This window comes from Nostoc sp. NZL (assembly GCF_015714705.1).
GTDB classification, from domain to species: domain Bacteria; phylum Cyanobacteriota; class Cyanobacteriia; order Cyanobacteriales; family Nostocaceae; genus Nostoc; species Nostoc foliaceum_A.
This window is the reverse complement of sequence record NZ_WBKL01000145.1, coordinates 26,951-45,919: the sequence shown is the minus strand read 5'-3', so window position 1 is coordinate 45,919 and position 18,969 is coordinate 26,951. Positions and strand designations below refer to the sequence as shown.

The window sequence follows — 18,969 nt, the reverse complement described above, 5'->3', positions numbered from 1 at the left end:
CTACCTCTAAGGGAATCCGATTTGGGAGTGTTTAATATATTCAATTATTGCTTTTCAGTTTTAACTACTACAAATTCCCAATTACGGATTCCCGATTTTCCAAAAATTTTATTTCATTACTCTAGTTGCGTTGAAAATTGCTAGTAAAGCTACTCCCACATCAGCAAACACAGCTTCCCACATTGTCGCTACGCCTAAAATACCCAATCCAATAAATACACCTTTAATTGCTAATGCAAACCCAATATTTTGCCAAACAATTTTGCGGGTTTTTCTGGCGATTTGTATTGCTTCTGCCACTTTTGAGGGTGCATCTGTCATGATGACAATATCGGCAGTTTCTATCGCTGCATCTGAGCCTAAGCCACCCATCGCCATACCAACATCTGCTCTAGCAATCACTGGCGCATCATTAATGCCATCACCAACAAAGGCAACTTTACCATGCTTGCCGGCGCTGCTGAGTAACTTCTCAATGGCATTAACTTTTTCTTCGGGTAATAACTCTGCTTCATAGCTATCTATGCCAAGTTGTTGAGCAATTCGGTAAGCGATCGCTTGATTATCTCCTGTCAACATTACCGTTCTCTCTATACCCATTTTCTTAAGTGCTTGAATAGCGTGTTTCGCATCTTCTTTCAGTTCATCAGCAATGATAATATATCCAGCGTAAATATTATCTACTGCTAGATGAACAACTGTTCCCTCTAACTGGCAATTATCATGAGCAATATTCTCTCTATGTAATAGGCGATCGCTTCCCGCTATCACTACCCTATTTTCAACTTTGGCTCTAATTCCATAGCCTGCTATCTCTTCATAATCTCTCACCTCAAATTCATCGATTTTTCCACCATAAGCCTTACGGATAGATTGAGCAATGGGATGATTTGAGTGCGATTCTACTTTTGCAGCTAATTGCAATAATTCTTGTTCATCGTAGCCATTTGATGGTACTATTTGTGCTACTTTAAATACCCCGTGAGTTAACGTTCCAGTTTTATCAAAAACAACTGTATTGACTGCATTTAACGCATCTAAAAAAGTAGAACCTTTAACCAAAATACCACGTCTAGCAGCACCTCCGACACCTCCAAAGTAACCTAATGGAATACTGATAACGAGTCCACATGGACAGGAGATCACTAGTAGAATTAGGGCACGGTAAACCCATTGCGATGAAGTTGCGCCAGAAATCAAGAAAGGAGGTAATAATGCAACTGCTAGAGATATAAAAACTACTATTGGCGTATAATATCGAGCAAATTTAGTAATAAACTTTTCTGTTTCTGCTTTTTTACTTTTGGCATTTTGTACCAAGTCTAAAATCTTAGCAATGGAAGAGTCATCAAATAGTTTTGTTACTCTAATGCTGAGAACACCCATTTTATTGATCATTCCAGCCAAAACTGTCTCTCCCATTCTCACCGTTCGCGGTACAGACTCTCCAGTTAATGCAGATGTATCAACTTGCGAATTTCCATCTATAATTTCACCATCTAAGGGGATTTTTTCTCCGGGTTTGACAACAATAACTTCGCCAATATTTACTGTTTCTGGCGATACTTTACTGAGTCCTTTATCTGTTTTAAGATTGGCATAGTCTGGACGTACTTCTAATAAAGCTTTGATGGAATTACGGGAACGACTAACGGCAATATCTTGGAATAATTCCCCAATTTTATAAAATAACATGACTCCGACAGCTTCGGGTAACTTATGAATTGCGATCGCTCCGAGTGTCGCTACTGTCATCAAAAAGGTTTCATCAAATACTCTGCCTTTAAGTATATTGCGCCCAGCAGTTTTTAAAACACTCCATCCACTTAATAAATAAGCAGGTATGAAAAGCAGATATTCACCTATAGAGTAGAATGTATTGTGTAATTGGTCTTCAAAAATTACACCAGGCGCATACAAACTTAAAATTACCACCAAAGGCAATACTTCGTTTTTCAGATTGAATTCACTACCGTGTTCGTGATTGTGGTCATGGTTATGATTCTCATCATGACTATGATTATGATCATGGTTATGATTCTCATGATGGTGATGTTCACCATTGCAACAACCTGAAGATTCTGAATGTAGTTTTCGCTTCATATTTTCTGTTGAGGCTGGTAAATTACTTAATATATGAGTCTTTTTACAAATGTAATGAAAAAAAAGAGTTTTTACAAGTTGAGAATTTAAGAACGAGAATCTATATCAAATTTATTGCTATATATTTAAACTATCTTTTGGTTAAAATTAAGTTTTATAATCTTGTCAAGATAGCTATATTGGTTCTTAATTATATAAAATAATGTAAGATATAACTTTTGTTCGTAGTGAGCAATTTCTCACTATGCATAATATTTAAAAGGGCTATAGCCGCTGACTAAAAGCTTTAATTTAATTAAGCTTTTATACTTACATCAAGCAAAAAATCACTATTTTAAGAATATAAGTAATTCGCTAAAAATAAATCAAACTATGTTCTGCAATATAAAATTAATTAAGTTTGCTCATAGTAAGCGGCTAGAGCCACTTACTACAAACATTCAATCATTCACGTTCACTAACTTACAGCGGATTTAAATTTGCTGAACTATACAACTGAGATTTCCAATCCAGACATAAAGCCTGTTTTAACTTTGAAGTCTGCTGTAGCAATTAACTTGTGATCAAACTGGGTAGAGATGGAACTTTATTGGGTAACAAGTGTCAAGCTAGCTATATTTTAGGAAAAATTTACTTGAAGTTTGAAAGTGAATCGAATACCCTAAGCTAGTAGACAATTTTCTCAAGGAAATCTATGAACAAAAAAATTATCCTGAATTTGCTTTCCAGTTCCTCAATCTTTGTGTCGCTGATGTCTACGCTGGCGGTACTTAATCCTGCTCATGCTAGTATTACTCAGCGATTACTGCACACACAAGATGGTCGCACCTGTATCACTAACCCACATGGCGGAACAGATTTTGTGTGCATTCGAGATTCAGAGAGAACGCAACCGTATACCTCTACACGTTCCTCAACCATTGCCACATCAGTATCAGATGAGAATATTGCCATGTTGAACTTTACTGAAGAGGAAAGTGATGCTGCAATTAAGTTATTTAAATGTGACTGTCCATACTGTGTAAATTCTTTGCGGCAGTTGCGCGGTACTGGAAACTTGGTGTACTAAGATTGAGTAGCGCTTGTAGCGACTATAACTTCAGTTAGATACATTTGATTAATGACGTATATGAAGATATACGAAACCAAAAAAGCATTTTTAACTACGTACCACTACTATTATTGGGTCAAATCTAAATTCATTATTGAGGGGTTTACAGTAGTACTATAAACCCCTCAAACTTACGCAAAGAAATTATCAAATACTCTCTGTGCGTCCCTGCGTCCTTTTTATTCAACTACTTCATTCACAGGGAATCTATCAATCAACTGCATCGCCCGATATGCATTACGCTGGAAAGAGTCTGGTAAATGGGGAACGTGGGGTATTTGCGATAATAAATCCAACGTCCGCCGTAAAATTCTCACCACGTCGCCTTCATCCAAGGTGGTGTTTTCGCAGAGTTCTGTCCATTCCATTCCCAGCGCCCATTGTTCCACGATCGCAATTAACTCAAATTCCAACCATATAGGCAGCGCTACGTTATACCGCCGTTGTAGTTGGAACATTTGGCGACGAATTCCCCGCAATTTTGCTAAGGCTTCTGCGACTTCATTACTAAGCTCGTAGTTAACTTTGCTATCTGGACGAGGTGTTTCCATCACCAAAGCGGCGGCGGCGGCGGCTAAATGGTGCGGATCTAAGTTGTCCAATTCGCCACTAGCAAATACTAAACCTAGCCACAACTCATTCTCGCCCCTAATGGCAGCAGCAATTCGCCCTAATTGTGTGGGTACTAAGTTATCTAAAGCGCCAAAGTGTTGCAGAATTGAGATTAAATTGATAAATTCTTCCCAATGACGTTGTGACTGTTGCTCTACTTGCCCTTGCAACTGTTCGAGTTCGGCTTCTAATTCGACATAGCGGGCCCGGCGCTTGAAAAGCGTGGCAGCATTGCCTGATTGATGTAGGGGATGAGCTTCTAATTGCTCTTGGACGGCGGCAGTGCGACTGAGTTGTTCTGCTACTTCTGGTGCCAGATGCAAAGATTCTAAGGGATCCGGAATACGCGCAGCGATCGCAAATGTTTCTGCGTTACCACGGCGCGACTGTCCTGGCTTCAGAGGCATCTCTGGCGGTGGTAGTAAATCAGGTGGCACCTCAATTCGCGGCAGTTCGGCATATAAATCGACTACATCCCCTGTCGTTGCCACATACCAGCGGTTATCGTGCCCTAAGCATACCAAGTAAGGAGCTTGACCAGAACCCGGCGATTTTCCCACTAACACTGCGGTTACGGGTGAAGACACTGTGATATTTTTGCCTTTGAGACTCAACAGAGTTCCTGACACTGCAAAGCCCAACATCATCCCCAATTCTTCTTGTCTATCTTCCTGTGCTTGCTCTTGCAAGGTTTTCAATATCTGGCGTTCTACTTTCAGGCGTTGCCGCAATTTCTCATAAACAGCCAGTTCATTTTCATCAACTGCGGCGATTTGCTCATGAAGTTGAGCTAATTGCGTTTGCAGTTCGGCAATCTCATCGTATTCTGGTCTTAAATGCAAGGTGGCCATGTACTGCCCAAAGCTGCGTTCTATCAGTTCCCTGGTTTGCTCTAGGGTGTGTGTTTGCAGCAAGTTAAGTACCATGCCATAACTGGGCGTAAACTGGCTAACTAGCGGATCAGGCTTAGATGTTCCCAAATACGCCGCTTCTTTAGCTCCTTCAAAGGGAGTTTGGACTGTCACCACATGACCTTGTTTATCCATCCCTCGGCGGCCTGCTCGTCCCGCCATTTGCAAGAATTCAGAAGCATTCAATAGGCGATGTCCAGTGTCAGTCCGCTTGGAAAGGGTAGAAATTACGGTTGTTCGGGCGGGCATATTAATTCCCGCTGCTAGCGTCTCGGTGGCGAATACTACTTTAATCAGCCCCTGCTGAAACAGTTCTTCTACCAGTGCTTTCCAAGCAGGCAAAATTCCGGCGTGGTGGGCAGCAATTCCCCGGTACAGGGGTGCAATTTGTCCAGAACGCCCGGCTTCGGGATTGCGGGCTAAAAAGTCATCAATCTGTTCGCGTAAAATTTGGGACTCTTCACTATTTACCAGCCATAAATCACCCACTTCTGCCACTGCTTTATCACATCCCCGGCGGCTGAAGATGAAGTAAATCGCTGGGAGCATATCCCGTTGCTCTAACTGGCTCAAGGTATAAATTATGCCAGGAGCTTCCGGTCTGCCACTTTTCCCCCTCTCTCTTTCTCCCCCTCTCCCCTTCTTCTTCTGAAGAAGGCGGGGGTTAATTTTGGTTTTGCTATCATTCAGCAGGGGAAATAACCCTTTGGGATTGCAAAAGTGAAATTCCAAGGGAACTGGGCGAAAATCGGAGTAAATCAGGTCAGTTGGGCCGTGAACGCGATTTAGCCAGTCGGTGAGTTGATCGCTGTTAGCAACGGTTGCTGAAAGGGCTGCCAGTTGTACTTCACGGGGACAATAGATGATTGATTCTTCCCAAACTGTACCGCGCTGGCGATCGTTCATGTAGTGGCACTCATCAAGGATCACCGCTTCAACGTCTACTAATGAGATGCCTATTTGCCCAATGGGTGTGCCATAGAGCATATTTCGGAAAATTTCTGTGGTCATTACCAAAATCGGTGCATCTCTGTTAATGGAAGCATCTCCAGTTAACAGTCCGACTTGATCAAACCCGAATTTTTCTCGAAAGTCACGTAATTTTTGATTTGACAGCGCCTTCAGGGGAGTAGTGTAAAATACACGTTTTCCTCGCGCCAGGGCGCGATAAATGGCGTATTCTCCGACCAATGTTTTGCCCGAACCTGTGGGGGCACATACGACAACGGAGCGTCCAGCGTTCAGGGACGCGATCGCTTCTTTTTGAAACTGATCCAGATCAAAGGGAAATATAGACCCTAGGTCAAGTTCTGGAGACGGCGCAGGATAATTCACTCAATCACATTTGCAACCAGATTGTTTACTATACTAACGAGTCTTTTGTCAACTTCGTTATTGGTCATTTGTCATTAGTCATTAGTCATTAGTTTTTCACAAAGGACAAAGGATGAATGACAAAGGACTCTTAATTATTTTCCCAGCTCTTGCGATCGCTCTGTGGCAGCTTTTACTGCTTCAATCAAAGCTGAACGAAATCCTGCCTTTTCTAGCTTGGCAATTCCCGCAATGGTTGTACCACCGGGACTGGTTACGCGATCTTTGAGTTCTGCTGGGTGCATTTTGGTTTCATGTAACAGTTTCGCTGTTCCCAGTACGGTTTGCAAGGCTAGTTGATTGGCAATTGCTCTAGGTAAACCTGCGGATACTCCGCCATCAGCAAGTGCTTCTACCAAGAGTGCCACGTAAGCCGGGCCGCTACCAGATAACCCTGTGACTGCATCCATTAGCCCTTCTGAGACTTCCACGACTTCGCCCACAGCAGAAAAAACTTGCTGTGCTATTTGGTGATGCTTGGCATTGGTATATGCACCTGAACAAATTGCGGTAATTCCCGCTCCCACTGTTGCTGGGGTGTTGGGCATTGCTCTAATAACTGGCAATTGCACAAATGCAGCTTCTAGCTGGCTTAAAGGTACACCCGCTAATATGGAGATGATTAGGGGTGAGTGTTCTTTATTAAGAATATCAATATCTGCTAATTCTTGAGCGATCGCGCTAAACACTTGCGGTTTAACTGCCAAAAATACAACTTCTTTTGCTTCGGTGAAAACCTCGCTATTATCTGTCGTCACAGCAACATCGTACTGCTGTTTCAAAAAATCTAAACGTGAAGATAGCGGTTCGCTAACTATGACTTCTGATGATTGATAAATTCCACGCGCGATAAGGCGGGATAAGAGCGCTTCTCCCATTACCCCACCACCAATTAAGCCAAATTTTCTAGTCATTGATCGTTAGTCATTTGCCATTAGTCGTTTGTCATTTGTCATTTGTCACTATTATTAAAACCCAGGACAAATGACAAAGGACAAAGGACTAACAACTAATTTAACTTTATTGTGCCATCCGGTTAGTTTCGTTACCCCAGGTTTGATTTGAAGAACCTGTAGGACGAGAAGGGCGTGCTGGCGGTTGTGGTACTTCATGAAGAACGCCACCTTGGGTACTAACTTGGACACAGCTTGGCGTAAACAAAAAGATGCTTTCACCGATGCGCTCTTGATGTCCATCTAGTGCGTAAGTACCACCTGCAACAAAATCTACTGCTCGTTGAGCTTGATCTGGATCCATGATTGTCAGATTTAATACCACTGACTTGCGTTCTCGCAGCGCTTGAATTGCCTGGGGCATTTCTTCAAAAGTGCGTGGTTCGAGGACTAAAACTTCCGAAATTCCGTTAATTGCTCCTGGCATACCAATCACATTCCCCATTGGCTTTGAACCTGCTGCTATATCATCTCCCATTGTAGGCACTGGTTCCCGCCAGCGTCGATTTTGAGCGGCTGCGCTCTCCTGTGGTGCTGGTGGTTGGGGATTTTCTTGCTGATACAGGTTTTGGTAATTATTATCTGTTTCTGGTTCTTCTTCGTAATACTCGTATTCCACTTGCTCATTTAGACCCACAAAGTCTCTGAGTTTGGAAAATATATTGTTCATAGTGTGTGTACTCTCCTGGTGCGAATAGCCTGTATTGACTTGGCTTAGGATTGATTGAGATAGGAGCAAGCGCTACATCGGTGGATACTTCAGCAAGTCTCTTGCTATTTGTAACCCATACTACTGGTTTTGGCGATGAACTGACACTTTTTGGAAAGGTCTGTGCATCGCCTAAACATAATAATGAGTCAAGATTATATCCTAAGGTTTGTCCGAAGGAAAGCTCTTTATACCCCATTTTCCCTTGGCGATTGCTCTTGTCAATACTATATCCTTTGTTTCCAATTGCACCAGTCTGTTACAAAATTGTTGTCATCAAATCCTGATCTGTATTAATACCGACCTCCAAGGCTGATGATTAATCGGCTAAGAGCGATCGCCAAACAATATGGTTATTAATCGCACCCTCATTACGCCTGCTTGCACTTGATACTCAACCGGAAGAGGGATGTGAAATACGCTTAAGAGCGATCGCCAAACAATATGGTTCCTAATCGTACCATCGTTGCGCCTGCTTGCACTGCCAGTTCGTAGTCGCCTGACATACCCATAGACAAGTGCTGCATTTTAATATGCGACCAGTTTTGCTCCTGGATTTTCTTTGCTAGTTCACGATTGAGATTAAACACATTAAGAATTTCGGAATCATTTAATCCTGAAGGCGGAATTGTCATCAAACCTTGAATTTGTAAACTTTTGTATTGATCGAGTATGGGTAAATCAGCCAACAGTTCTGGCACACTCCAACCAGACTTGTTGGGATCGGGGAGGATTTTCACTTGCAGGCAAACCTGGGGACTCACTCCTAGCTGTTGCGCCAATTGATCTAAGCGCTGTGCCAGCTTCAAGTTATCGACGGAGTGAATCCAATGGAATTGCTCGATGGCTTTTTTGGCTTTATTACTTTGCAAATGTCCAATAAAGTGCCAGGTAATATCCGGTAAGTCTTGCAACTCGGCTTGTTTGCTGGCGGCTTCTTGGATACGGCTCTCCCCAAAATCACGAATTCCTGCGGCATAGGCAGACCGAATGGCCTGGGCAGAAGCTTGTTTGCTAACAGCAATCAATTTGACTGAAGTTGGCAGTGAGGAGCGAATGGTAACAATACGTTCGGAAATCGAACTATTCATTGGAAGGTGCGTTGGAAAACACTCTGAAGCTGATCGTACTCCTGAGATTGTCCACTGCGCCGCAGGGTACGTAAGCGATTTTCCAACATCATTCTAGCCTCAGTACGTCCTAGAGACTGGAATTTAACACCTTTAACGTCATTTGCGACCAAAAAAAATAAGCGCTGGGCATAAAGTGTGGTGAACAGATCCTGGTTCTCATCAACCATACAGATTTTGTAGAGTAAACCCCAAGTTGGATGGTTTATGTAAGTTTCTGCGTTTTCTGGATTCATTTAAGAGTCAAGGTGTAGTCAAGGTGGGAGTTATATATCTTTTCGCAGTGAATTCCAAACATTCAGACGATAATACCAACATTCGTCAGAATATTTTCTTAAAATGCAAAACTGCGGTTACGAAGACCTTGATCTAGTTTCTAATGGGCAGATGAAGCTAGTGGTAGTGAGGCGAAATTTTACAATGTGACCCGCGAAGCGTAGACTCGAAGAGTAGAGCTTTGTTGATAGATATCGCCATGTGCTTTGGTAACTCAAATACACCAACCTAGCGGCACAAGGCACAAAGCAGTCCTGATCCTCTTGTTGAAAGTTTGACGTGGCAAGGGAAAACACCCTTTGAAGTTCCCAACGGCGACAGCGAACTTTTCAACTTCTTTCCATACTGCCACAACTGTCGCTGAATGGCACAAAATAGCTAACAGAATAGGGAACAAGGGATTGGAAAGAAGACTATTCCCTATTACCTGTACCCTCTAGCCTTATTGATTATTTAGCATTTTCAGTGCTGCAAGTTGTGCCTGAGCTTTGTGCAGAGATTCATACCATTCTTTTTCAGGATCGCTGTCTGCAACAATTCCCGCGCCAACTTGTCCCCAGACAATGTTGAGTCCTGAGTTCTCAGTAAGCAGTTCTTCCCCTGCTCCCCCACCTTCTTGAGACACGGGAGCTAGTAGCAGGGTGCGGATTAAAATATTTAAATCTAAATGACCACGCCAATCTAAATAGCCACAGGAACCGTAGAACAAACTGCGCCGCACGGGTTCTAGTTCTTCAATAATTTCCATGCAACGGACTTTGGGACAACCTGTGATTGTGCCACCTGGAAACGTGGCACGAATCAAATCAATGCTGGTGCGTTCAGCTTTTAAAGTACCTTTGATGTTGCTGACAAGATGCATTACATGGCTATATCGCTCAATTGTCAGCAATTCGTCAACAGTAACCGTTCCCCATTCACAAACTCGTCCTAAATCATTGCGTTCCAAATCCACTAGCATGATGTGTTCTGCACGTTCTTTGGTGTTGCTGAGTAAATCTTGTGCCAGTTGCATATCTTGTTCTGGTGTAGCACCGCGCGATCGCGTCCCGGCAATCGGTCTGGTTTCGGCTTGCCGATTTTGCAACATTACTAACCGTTCCGGCGAACAACTGATCACTTCTCCCCAAGGCGTTTGCCAATAGCTAGCAAAAGGAGAAGGATTGATTTTTTGTAAGGCTTGGTAAATTTCCCAACCAGAAGCCGATGTAGACGCTTGAAATCGCAACGAAAGATTTGCCTGAAAGATGTCTCCAGCTTGAATATATTTTTTCGCCTGGTTTACAGCTGTTTCATAATCTGATTGCGATGTCAAAAACAGAGGGAGCGAAGAAGACACGGGGACGCGGGGACAAGGAGACACAGATAATTCTTTCTTTGCTAATTTCTCCTGTAACTCATCAAGTCCACTTGCATCACTGGCTGCTAGCCAAAGAATTTGTTGAACATGATCCAAAACAGCAAAACAATCTGGTTCGTACCAAAAAGCTATGGGAAATGGCAGGGGATCAATTTTATGACGAGGTAACTGTTCAATTTCCCATACCACATCGTAGCCTAGCCAACCTAACCAACCACCGGTGAAAGGGAGATTGGGAGCAGGGGGAGCGGGGGAAGAAAATATTACTTCATCCCTCTCATCTTGCCCTGCCCCTTGCTGTAACAACTTTTCTAGGAAGGGAAAAACTTCTCCTACTTCTGGTGTCCACATCTGGTGGATGCCATCGACTATGCGAGGAGCACCTGCACAGATAGAATATCGGCTGAGTTGAGAATGATCGATTGGCGTTGGGTAGGGACTTTCTAGTAGGGTAGCAATTCCCGGTGCGGCGGTAGGGCGAAAAAGAGCAGCAAAAACTTCTGAACCTGTGCGCTTTTCTAAGGGTAGCGATCGCCAATACCAAGCCTTGGTCATACTTTTTAAAAGCGTTGTCAATAATTAGTTAACATTTTTCAGCAGTGAGTACAAATAACTACGACTACTGACCACTGACAAAATGCAATTATCTAAGTAAGTCGGTGCAATAAAACCAAACTATGTAAATAAAAGTAAATAAAGCTCAAACTCTTTCTCTCCCTGCTCCCTGCTCCCTGCCCCCTGCCTTATTGCAACAATAATTATTTACGTCGACTTACTTATTACCTCTTACCATTTTCTCGGTGCAAAATTAGACCTGAGTTCCTATAGCTAGCCGTATTCCCCAGAATAAAATTAAAGTTGCAATAGCAAGCCAGTCACGCCCTTTTAATCGTAAGTCGTGCCACTGCACTCGATGCTCGTTGGGACTGGTAAAACCCCGCACCATCATTGCATTCGCCATTTGATCAGCTCGTAATAGGAGGTTTTCTAACAGTCTCTCTGCGACTGTCATCCAAACTTTGAATGCTCCTTTCAATCCCAACTTTTTCCAATTGATTGCCCTTGTCATAACGGAGCGAAATAAGTTTTGCACTTCTTCTAAAACCAGGGGAATAAAGCGCAAAGACAAGGTTAAAGTTAAAGCAATTTCTGTGACAGGTAACTTGAAACGTCGCAGGGGTTGCATTAGGCTTTCTATGCCAGATGTGATTTCTTCTGGTGCGGTTGTCAGCAGATACAGGTTGGTGCTGTAAATTACGGTAAATATAATTGTACTAAGGCGTATTGCCAAATCCAAGGAGCGGCGAGTTACTTTGACTGGGCCTTTATGAAATAACACATAGCTGTATTTGTTATTACTTGCTTGCTCTTGAACAATATTATTGGAGTTTGATGGCTGGGTTAATATTTGTTCGTTAGCTGGCAGGCGTGGCTGATAATTTACACCCATTCCATCAGGACTTATGGCTGCGATCGCTAAGACAAAAAACGATAACATTAATAGCCAACCCATTTGCTGCTGCCATACTCGTCGGGGAATCCTAGCAATCAAGGTAGCAAGAATCAATACTACCACTAGCAGCACTCGCCAAAAGCTGTTAGCCAAAACATAGCTTGTTAAAAAGCTCATCAACCAAGCAAACTTGACTCGCGGATCGATTTTATGCAGCCAAGTTTGGGGTTGTTCTAAATAAAGTCCAAGTGGTAGCGATCGCAATAAATCCATTAGAAAGTTAAGAGTGAGGAGTTAGGAGTTTTGACTTCTGGGTTAACCTATTATGTTGACATAGGCTTAAAAATAGCAATTTTGGCTTTAACTCATAACTCCTGTACAGACGGGATTAATGGCATCTCTCTTGTACAGACGCGATTCATCGCGTCTCCTAACTTAATTTGACACGAGTTGCTCTATTAACGTTACCACTTTCAGCATCACGGACTTTTTTGCTCCGCCACAGTAAGATAATTGGCGTACCTTTAAATCCTAGTTGTTGCCGGAATTGGCGTTCAATGTAGCGGCGGTAGTTGTCGTTGAAGCGTTTGGAGTCATTGACAAATAGTGCGATCGTTGGTGGTTGGCTACTTACTTGTGTACCATAATAAATCTTGCCTTGACGTCCACCACGGGATGCTGGCGGTGAATGCCAACTGACGGCATCTGTTAAAACTTCGTTAATAACTGATGTACTGACACGGCGTTTGTGTGATTCAGCCGCAGTTTTCACCAATTCGAGAATTTTTTCTACCCGTTGTCCTGACAAGGCACTCACAAAAATTGTTTCTGCCCATTCGGTAAAATGTAACCGTGATTGCAGAGTTTTTTCGTAGTCGTAAATTGTGTAAGAGTCTTTTTCGACAGCATCCCACTTATTAACCACGATGATGCAAGCTCGACCTTCTTCGATAATCCGCCCAGCTAATTTTTGGTCTTGCTCAGTGACTCCATCTACAGCATCTATTACTAATAAAACCACGTCAGCGCGGCGAATCGCTTTGAAAGCACGATTAATACTAAAGAATTCTGTGCCGTATTCTATGTGTTTCTTTTTGCGAATGCCGGCGGTGTCAATCAAGCGGTAGGTTTGTCCGTCTCGTTCGATGACGGTATCAATAGCATCGCGGGTTGTGCCAGAAATTGGGCTGACAATTGCCCTTTCTTCCCCAACAAAAGCATTGAGTAAGCTCGATTTGCCTACATTTGGACGTCCCACAATTGCTACTTTGATTTCATTAGTTTCTGGGATGTCTTCAATAGCAGGTATGTGATTAACTAACTCGTCGAGTAATTCTCCTGTACCACTTCCATGAATTGCGGAGATGGGGTAGGGTTCGCCCAATCCTAATTCCCAAAATTCGGCAGCTTGCATTAAGCCTTGTTCTGGGGATTCACATTTATTTACAGTTAGTAGCACAGGTACGCGTTGTTGACGCATCCATTCGGCGATTTCTAAATCTGCCGATGTGGGGCCTGTTTGACCATCCACTACAAAAATAGCGGCACATGCTTCTGCAAGGGCTGTCATTGCCTGTTGGCGAATCAGTGGTAAAAATTCGGTATCATCATTAAAAACTAAACCACCAGTGTCTACCACTAAAAATTCGCGGCCATTCCAGAAAGCTGGCATGTAAGTGCGATCGCGTGTCACTCCCGGTTCATCATGGACAATCGCCGTTTGTTCCCCGGCGAGTCGATTAACCAGGGTGGATTTGCCCACATTTGGGCGTCCGATAATTGCAACAATTGGCAGTGCCATAAAACCAGGGTAAGTGAGAGACGTAGTATATCACGTACTTACATTTTACTCGCTTTAAACTTGAAGTTTTAATAATTTCCCAATCATCATGAGGCGATGTTAAAGAAACCTCTCCCTGGTTTTACCACGTAAAACTATCCCTCTCCGACTCGGAGAGGGAGAGACTTGAAGTTGAGTTTAAGGGAGGGAGAGGTTTATCGATCTCACCTTACTTTGAAAAATAAAAAAGGTAGGAAATCCTACCTTTTACCCAAAAAAAGCATTTTGTAACCAAATACCAAATTCAATATCACACAAGCTTTTGACGAATCTATTGCCAAACTATGACGAGGGTATGACGTTTAGTTTTTGACGCTCCCAAGGCTAAAAGCCGATGGGCTTTCTGCTTTGATTTCTCTAATTGACTTCGCTATTACTCCCAGTTGCAACCCAGGCGGATAGCTAGCTTCTTCTTTGATCCGCTTAATTTCAGCATCTGTGATCCGCAAATTTAACTTTTGTGCCAACGCCCGTACAATATCTCCCCGATCAATTACACCAGCTACAGCACCAGCAGGAGAAAGCACGGTAACTCGAGGTAACTGCTCATTTTCCAGTTTGTTAATTACCTCAGCTATCGATGTTGCTTCCGCAACAGTGGGTATTTCTGTCAGGGGATGCACAATGCTGTGTAAGGTTTGGGTTTCCCATTCACTCCTTTGGGTTAAACGAAAATCGTCAATGGAAACTAGACCCCGGTAACGTCCATCAGAAGCAGCAAAATAAACTTGTGAGGGAGAGTTTTCTAAGAGGTATAAATCGGCAAAGGATCGCAATGTTTGGTCAGCATCAATGACTCGAAAATCACGGGTCATCGCATCGGCCGCCGCCACCTTGAGCAAGCTTTCTTGCAATGTTGTTACGTTGTCGTAGCTGTTGGCGTTGCGGACAGCAAACCAACCTAACAGGGCAATCCACAAACCAAGTACTAATTCCTTTGTCACAAAATCTACAACAAATCCTAAGGCGATCGCACTGTAACCCAATATTTGTCCAGCCTTTGCAGCCCAGTGTACGGCTTGAAAACGATTACCTGTTATTTGCCATAGTGCTGCTTTTAACACTTGCCCTCCATCTAGAGGTAAGCCGGGAATCATGTTAAATAGAGCTACCACCAAGTTAATTCTGGCCAAATCTCCAACCATGACACTGAGAGGACTGGTATCAGGTATCACGATAGCTCCCAACCGAAGCAGGAAAAATAGTCCGATACTCACCAAAGGCCCAGCGATCGCTACTTGAAAGGCTTTAAAAGGAGTTTTAGACTCTTCTTCAATAGCAGCAATCCCGCCAAACAGAAATAGGGTAATTGAATTAACTTTAATGCCTTGCGATCGGGCTACCAAGCTATGACCCAACTCATGTAGCAACACCGAACCAAACAGCAACAGTGCCATAACTATTCCAGCACTCCAAGCTATAACAGGCCCCCATTCCTGATAAGCTACCCCAAAGTTGAGAGTTGCCAACCCTAAAATCACAAACCATAACGGGTCTAAAAACAGGGGAATTCCAAATAAAGACCCAATTTTCCAATTTGTTTGCATTACATTGTCCTAAAACTAGATATTGCCAGTAGTTCCTATACCGCAATATTTGCGTATATACTTATACATATATTTCTGAGCATCAATTCGGTAGTGTCGAGTTACGAAATGCTCTTATTTCTAGAATAGACAATTAATGCCTGTGAGCAAAACTCTGGAGTGGGTCATTGGAAAGAGGAAAAGGGGCGGAGTGCTGCTCTTGCTGAGGGGAAAACTCTCCTTTGCTCTTTGCTTCTTTCTTACTCCCCTACCCCGCCTCTTGAGTGTGTCACATCGAAAAAATAAAATTTAGATAATGCCGAGATTAGTTAATCCTAAGACGGTACCAGTGCCGATCAAGTGACCGGCGCTCATTGCAGCGAGGAATGTAGCGGCACTGGGATTATTGAACAGCGACGGAAAGGGCAAAGGCATCTTAGGCCCAACGTGAGGATAGCGAATTGTGCGAGGAATAATCAAAAGACATAATATACAAGCGCCAGTAATAATTGCCGCTTCAGTCAAGTTCCATGTGGTTCCACTGTTGGGTACAGTGGCTTGGGCTGCTAATAACATTGATGACATCATTGGTTCTTTCTCTTGCATGAATTAACTTACATAAACCTTACAGAAGGGATTAATCCCGTCTCTAAAGCCATATAAATCCTCCGCTGATGAAGTAGTTGGATCGTCTCTCAACGGGAAGGTTAATACCTCCCTCCTCAGTTAGAGTGACTACACAGAGGCTGAATGGCTAATGCTTATGAGTTATCTTGCTGGAGAAAGAACCAAAATCGTTTTTAGGAGTTTTGTATTGATCGCGGCGTTCCAAGCAACGCCGCGATCATTGCAAAACTACAGACGACCGATGTTAGTCAATCCTAAAACGATGCCAACGCCAACAATATGACCAAAAGCCATCGCTGCAACGAATGTTGGAATACTAATCGGCAGGATGGGGAACTTGGGGCCAACTAGGGGTTTTTCGATCCTAGTACTTAGTAAAACCATTACTAAGCTGCTGATGCTGATGATGATGCCTACTGTAGGATTCCACGCAGGTGTTGCGGGAACAGTTGCAGCTGCTGCTAGTAAAATAGATGAAATCAAGCTTTTGTCTCCTAAAATGTAGACCTACAAAATTATAAAATTACCAAGGCACAAAAGTTTTTCGGATAGCTTAGACTTTTTTGATGATTATTTTAAATTTGTTAAATTTTCATGCGCGTTAAAATTTGCGGCATTACCCAACCACAGCAGTCTATAGCGATCGCCTCTCTAGGCGCAACGGCACTAGGATTTATTTGTGTACCAACCTCACCTCGCTATGTGACTACATCCCAAATTCAGGCAGCAGTGGCAGAACTTCCGGCTCATATTGACACAATTGGTGTTTTTGCCAATGCTAGTGTCCCTGAAATCAGTAAGATAGTTGTTGATTCTGGGTTGACTGGTGTCCAGTTACACGGAGATGAATTACCAGATTTTTGCTACCAGTTACGTCAAGCTTTACCCAATGTCGAAATTATTAGAGCACTGAGAATTCGGAGTGTTGATCATCTTGACACAGTAGCTAATTACACAAAATACGTAGATACTTTACTACTTGATGCCTACCATCCCGAACAACTTGGTGGTACAGGTAAAACCTTAGATTGGACAATGCTAGAGCAATTTAGCCCCAATTGCCCTTGGTTTCTAGCTGGGGGACTAACAGCAGATAATATTGTTGAAGCCCTGAGTCAGGTTAATCCCAGTGGTGTTGATTTATCTAGTGGTGTGGAACGCGCACCTGGAGATAAGGATTTAGATAAAGTAGCACTTCTATTTCAGAGCCTAAAAAACATTGAGTTATCTAGAAGTTAGGAGTGATAAGTTGTGAATTAACTCCTAACTCCTAACTGTACAGACGCGATTAATCGCGTCTCCTAACTCAGCACTTAAAAGAACGCTGGTTGGTGGCGAATCAAGTTAAAAAATTCTTCGCGGGTTTTGTGCTCCTCTTGGAACGCACCAACCATTGCGCTAGTGACAGTCCAAGAGCCTGGTTTTTGAACCCCCCGCATCACCATACACATATGGCTAGCTTCCATGACAACGGCGACACCTTGAGGTTCTAGAATGGTCTGGATTGCTTCGGCAATTTGGCGGGTTAACCTCTCCTGCACTTGCAAGCGACGGGAATACATCTCAACAATGCGGGCGAGTTTACTCAGTCCCACAACTTTTTGGTTGGGGATATAAGCAACGTGTGCTCTACCCATAAATGGCAGCATATGGTGTTCGCACAGGCTAAAGAAATTAATATCTCTAACTAGTACCATCTCGCTATGCCCTTCATCAAAGATGGCATCGTTAACAAGTTCTTCAAGGGATTGGTTGTAACCACTGGTAAGAAACCGCATTGCCTCGGCCACTCGCTTGGGTGTTTTGAGGAGTCCTTCGCGTTCGGGGTCTTCGCCAACGCCCAATATTAGTGTCCGCACGGCATCCTTCATGTCCTCCAGCTGTTCCTCTTTTGGCGGGAACACATCCGCTTGTCGCCCGTTATGAGTATTGCGATCGGGTCTAGGAGTTATGGCTTCTGCCAAATCAGGAATCAGAGGTGATTGAGAGAAATTGGAACCGTTGGAACTAGCGATAGTCATGATTCAGTCTTGGTTATGGTTTTAATTTAGTTATGAGTTATGAGTTATGAGTTATGAGTTAAAAATTCTAACTCCTAACTCCTAACTTCTAACTTCGCAATTAGAGTGCACCAGCGCTGGGCATCAGGGTCAATTCATCAATAACTGCCTGTTGTGGTAACAGAACTGTGTGGAGAATTGACTGAGCCACAATTTCTGGCGTTAACATTTTGGAACGGTCTAAGTCGGCATGGACTGTTTCTGTGTCCCAAAGTTCGGTATTGACTGCGCCAGGACAAATAGCTGTGACACGAATGCCGTGGGTGCGTTCTTCTTGTGCCAGGGTTTGAGAGAGGGCAATCAAACCAGCTTTGCTAACGCTGTATGCTCCCCAACCGGGAAAGGGCTGCTTGGCGGCAATTGAGGCGACGTTGATAATTGTGCCTGTACCCTGATCGCGCATTGAGGGTAAAATCCCCACAATGCACTGAAACACGCTGGTGAGATTTAAGTCAATTACCTGCTGCCAGTCCTCTAAAGGAGTTTCACTCAAAGTAGCTGTATAGGCAAGGCCCGCATTGTTTACCAGAATGTCTATATCACCAAAGTCAAGAGCGATCGCTTGGATCTTTTCTTTTACTTCGGATATCCGCGCTAAATCTACAGCGTAAGCTTTCGCTTCCACCCCAGTATGCTCGACTGCTTCTCTTACCGCCTCCAACTTATCCAAAGAACGGCTGACTAAGGCGACATCTATTCCCGCTTTCGCAAAGGCTAAAGCCGTTGCTTTCCCAATTCCACTACTTGCCCCAGTAATCAGGGCACGTCGTTTTTGCTCAACACTCATGGTGTCTCCCAATTTTTTGGCAGTTCCCAAAGCCTATTACCACCCAATTATTTACATTTCTCGGTTTGGATATATTAAAGGAATCTAAAAATCTGATGATTTCCATTAAGCAACTGCTATAATGCAGTGCAATAGTT

At 43.3% G+C, this 18,969-nt stretch carries 16 protein-coding genes; 2 read left to right on the top strand and 14 right to left on the bottom strand.

Annotation, left to right across the window (positions count from 1 at the left end):
- Nucleotides 1–108: 108 nt before the first annotated feature.
- Nucleotides 109–2,103, bottom strand: a complete 1,995-nt coding sequence (locus F8R90_RS20400) for a heavy metal translocating P-type ATPase (protein WP_196512194.1) — start codon at nucleotides 2,101–2,103, stop codon at nucleotides 109–111.
- Between the two features lie 694 nt (nucleotides 2,104–2,797).
- Between F8R90_RS20400 and F8R90_RS20395 the strand changes: the two genes are divergently transcribed.
- Nucleotides 2,798–3,172 carry a hypothetical protein gene (locus tag F8R90_RS20395; protein WP_196512193.1) on the top strand — a complete coding sequence of 125 codons (375 nt, stop codon included), beginning with the start codon at nucleotides 2,798–2,800 and terminating at the stop codon, nucleotides 3,170–3,172.
- Between the two features lie 221 nt (nucleotides 3,173–3,393).
- Here the strand turns inward: F8R90_RS20395 and F8R90_RS20390 are convergent, their stop codons facing one another.
- The 11 genes from F8R90_RS20390 to psaK (F8R90_RS20340) all read right to left on the bottom strand — a co-directional run bounded on the left by F8R90_RS20390 (nucleotide 3,394) and on the right by psaK (F8R90_RS20340) (nucleotide 16,468).
- Entirely contained in the window at nucleotides 3,394–6,072 is a 2,679-nt protein-coding gene (locus F8R90_RS20390; RefSeq protein ID WP_196512192.1) for a DEAD/DEAH box helicase, read from the bottom strand.
- Between the two features lie 134 nt (nucleotides 6,073–6,206).
- Complete coding sequence (proC, locus tag F8R90_RS20385) at nucleotides 6,207–7,025, bottom strand: pyrroline-5-carboxylate reductase (RefSeq protein ID WP_196512191.1); 819 nt, start codon at nucleotides 7,023–7,025, stop codon at nucleotides 6,207–6,209.
- 106 nt (nucleotides 7,026–7,131) lie between these two features.
- Nucleotides 7,132–7,734, bottom strand: a complete 603-nt coding sequence (locus F8R90_RS20380) for a cell division protein SepF (protein WP_196512190.1) — start codon at nucleotides 7,732–7,734, stop codon at nucleotides 7,132–7,134.
- Between the two features lie 461 nt (nucleotides 7,735–8,195).
- Nucleotides 8,196–8,864: a YggS family pyridoxal phosphate-dependent enzyme gene (locus tag F8R90_RS20375; protein ID WP_196512189.1), complete on the bottom strand. Its 669-nt coding sequence runs from the start codon at nucleotides 8,862–8,864 to the stop codon at nucleotides 8,196–8,198.
- Nucleotides 8,861–9,139: a transcriptional coactivator PipX gene (gene pipX / locus F8R90_RS20370; RefSeq protein WP_109010971.1), complete on the bottom strand. Its 279-nt coding sequence runs from the start codon at nucleotides 9,137–9,139 to the stop codon at nucleotides 8,861–8,863. Before pipX ends, F8R90_RS20375 begins: the two co-directional genes overlap by 4 nt.
- Before the next feature lie 482 nt (nucleotides 9,140–9,621).
- Nucleotides 9,622–11,094, bottom strand: a complete 1,473-nt coding sequence (locus F8R90_RS20365; RefSeq protein WP_196512188.1) for an anthranilate synthase component I — start codon at nucleotides 11,092–11,094, stop codon at nucleotides 9,622–9,624.
- Nucleotides 11,095–11,347: 253 nt separating this feature from the next.
- Entirely contained in the window at nucleotides 11,348–12,265 is a 918-nt protein-coding gene (locus tag F8R90_RS20360; RefSeq protein ID WP_196512187.1) for an energy-coupling factor transporter transmembrane component T family protein, read from the bottom strand.
- A 157-nt stretch (nucleotides 12,266–12,422) separates the two neighbouring features.
- Nucleotides 12,423–13,793: a ribosome biogenesis GTPase Der gene (gene der, locus F8R90_RS20355; RefSeq protein WP_196512186.1), complete on the bottom strand. Its 1,371-nt coding sequence runs from the start codon at nucleotides 13,791–13,793 to the stop codon at nucleotides 12,423–12,425.
- A 341-nt stretch (nucleotides 13,794–14,134) separates the two neighbouring features.
- Complete coding sequence (locus tag F8R90_RS20350; RefSeq protein WP_196512185.1) at nucleotides 14,135–15,379, bottom strand: site-2 protease family protein; 1,245 nt, start codon at nucleotides 15,377–15,379, stop codon at nucleotides 14,135–14,137.
- A gap of 288 nt (nucleotides 15,380–15,667) precedes the next feature.
- Entirely contained in the window at nucleotides 15,668–15,946 is a 279-nt protein-coding gene (gene psaK, locus F8R90_RS20345; protein WP_196512220.1) for a photosystem I reaction center subunit PsaK, read from the bottom strand.
- A gap of 267 nt (nucleotides 15,947–16,213) precedes the next feature.
- Complete coding sequence (psaK, locus tag F8R90_RS20340; protein ID WP_190895599.1) at nucleotides 16,214–16,468, bottom strand: photosystem I reaction center subunit PsaK; 255 nt, start codon at nucleotides 16,466–16,468, stop codon at nucleotides 16,214–16,216.
- A gap of 111 nt (nucleotides 16,469–16,579) precedes the next feature.
- On the opposite strand from psaK (F8R90_RS20340), the gene F8R90_RS20335 reads away from it, so the two are divergent.
- On the top strand, nucleotides 16,580–17,224 hold the full coding sequence (locus F8R90_RS20335) for a phosphoribosylanthranilate isomerase (RefSeq protein ID WP_196512184.1): 645 nt from the start codon (nucleotides 16,580–16,582) through the stop codon (nucleotides 17,222–17,224).
- A gap of 74 nt (nucleotides 17,225–17,298) precedes the next feature.
- Here F8R90_RS20335 and folE read toward each other — a convergent pair whose 3' ends face one another.
- Nucleotides 17,299–18,006, bottom strand: coding sequence for a GTP cyclohydrolase I FolE (gene folE, locus F8R90_RS20330; protein ID WP_190895597.1), 708 nt, complete (start codon nucleotides 18,004–18,006; stop codon nucleotides 17,299–17,301).
- A 100-nt stretch (nucleotides 18,007–18,106) separates the two neighbouring features.
- On the bottom strand, nucleotides 18,107–18,832 hold the full coding sequence (locus F8R90_RS20325) for an SDR family oxidoreductase (protein ID WP_196512219.1): 726 nt from the start codon (nucleotides 18,830–18,832) through the stop codon (nucleotides 18,107–18,109).
- Between the last annotated feature and the right edge of the window lie 137 nt (nucleotides 18,833–18,969).

What these genes read in the sequence shown, in the direction of transcription:
- F8R90_RS20400 (WP_196512194.1), bottom strand. Translation starts at nt 2,103, where the DNA reads ATGAAGCGAAAACTACATTCAGAATCTTCAGGTTGTTGCAATGGTGAA.
- F8R90_RS20395 (WP_196512193.1), top strand. Translation starts at nt 2,798, where the DNA reads ATGAACAAAAAAATTATCCTGAATTTGCTTTCCAGTTCCTCAATCTTT.
- proC (WP_196512191.1), bottom strand. Translation starts at nt 7,025, where the DNA reads ATGACTAGAAAATTTGGCTTAATTGGTGGTGGGGTAATGGGAGAAGCG.
- F8R90_RS20380 (WP_196512190.1), bottom strand. Translation starts at nt 7,734, where the DNA reads ATGAACAATATATTTTCCAAACTCAGAGACTTTGTGGGTCTAAATGAG.
- F8R90_RS20375 (WP_196512189.1), bottom strand. Translation starts at nt 8,864, where the DNA reads ATGAATAGTTCGATTTCCGAACGTATTGTTACCATTCGCTCCTCACTG.
- pipX (WP_109010971.1), bottom strand. Translation starts at nt 9,139, where the DNA reads ATGAATCCAGAAAACGCAGAAACTTACATAAACCATCCAACTTGGGGT.
- F8R90_RS20365 (WP_196512188.1), bottom strand. Translation starts at nt 11,094, where the DNA reads ATGACCAAGGCTTGGTATTGGCGATCGCTACCCTTAGAAAAGCGCACA.
- F8R90_RS20360 (WP_196512187.1), bottom strand. Translation starts at nt 12,265, where the DNA reads ATGGATTTATTGCGATCGCTACCACTTGGACTTTATTTAGAACAACCC.
- der (WP_196512186.1), bottom strand. Translation starts at nt 13,793, where the DNA reads ATGGCACTGCCAATTGTTGCAATTATCGGACGCCCAAATGTGGGCAAA.
- F8R90_RS20350 (WP_196512185.1), bottom strand. Translation starts at nt 15,379, where the DNA reads ATGCAAACAAATTGGAAAATTGGGTCTTTATTTGGAATTCCCCTGTTT.
- psaK (WP_196512220.1), bottom strand. Translation starts at nt 15,946, where the DNA reads ATGATGTCATCAATGTTATTAGCAGCCCAAGCCACTGTACCCAACAGT.
- F8R90_RS20335 (WP_196512184.1), top strand. Translation starts at nt 16,580, where the DNA reads ATGCGCGTTAAAATTTGCGGCATTACCCAACCACAGCAGTCTATAGCG.
- folE (WP_190895597.1), bottom strand. Translation starts at nt 18,006, where the DNA reads ATGACTATCGCTAGTTCCAACGGTTCCAATTTCTCTCAATCACCTCTG.
- F8R90_RS20325 (WP_196512219.1), bottom strand. Translation starts at nt 18,832, where the DNA reads ATGAGTGTTGAGCAAAAACGACGTGCCCTGATTACTGGGGCAAGTAGT.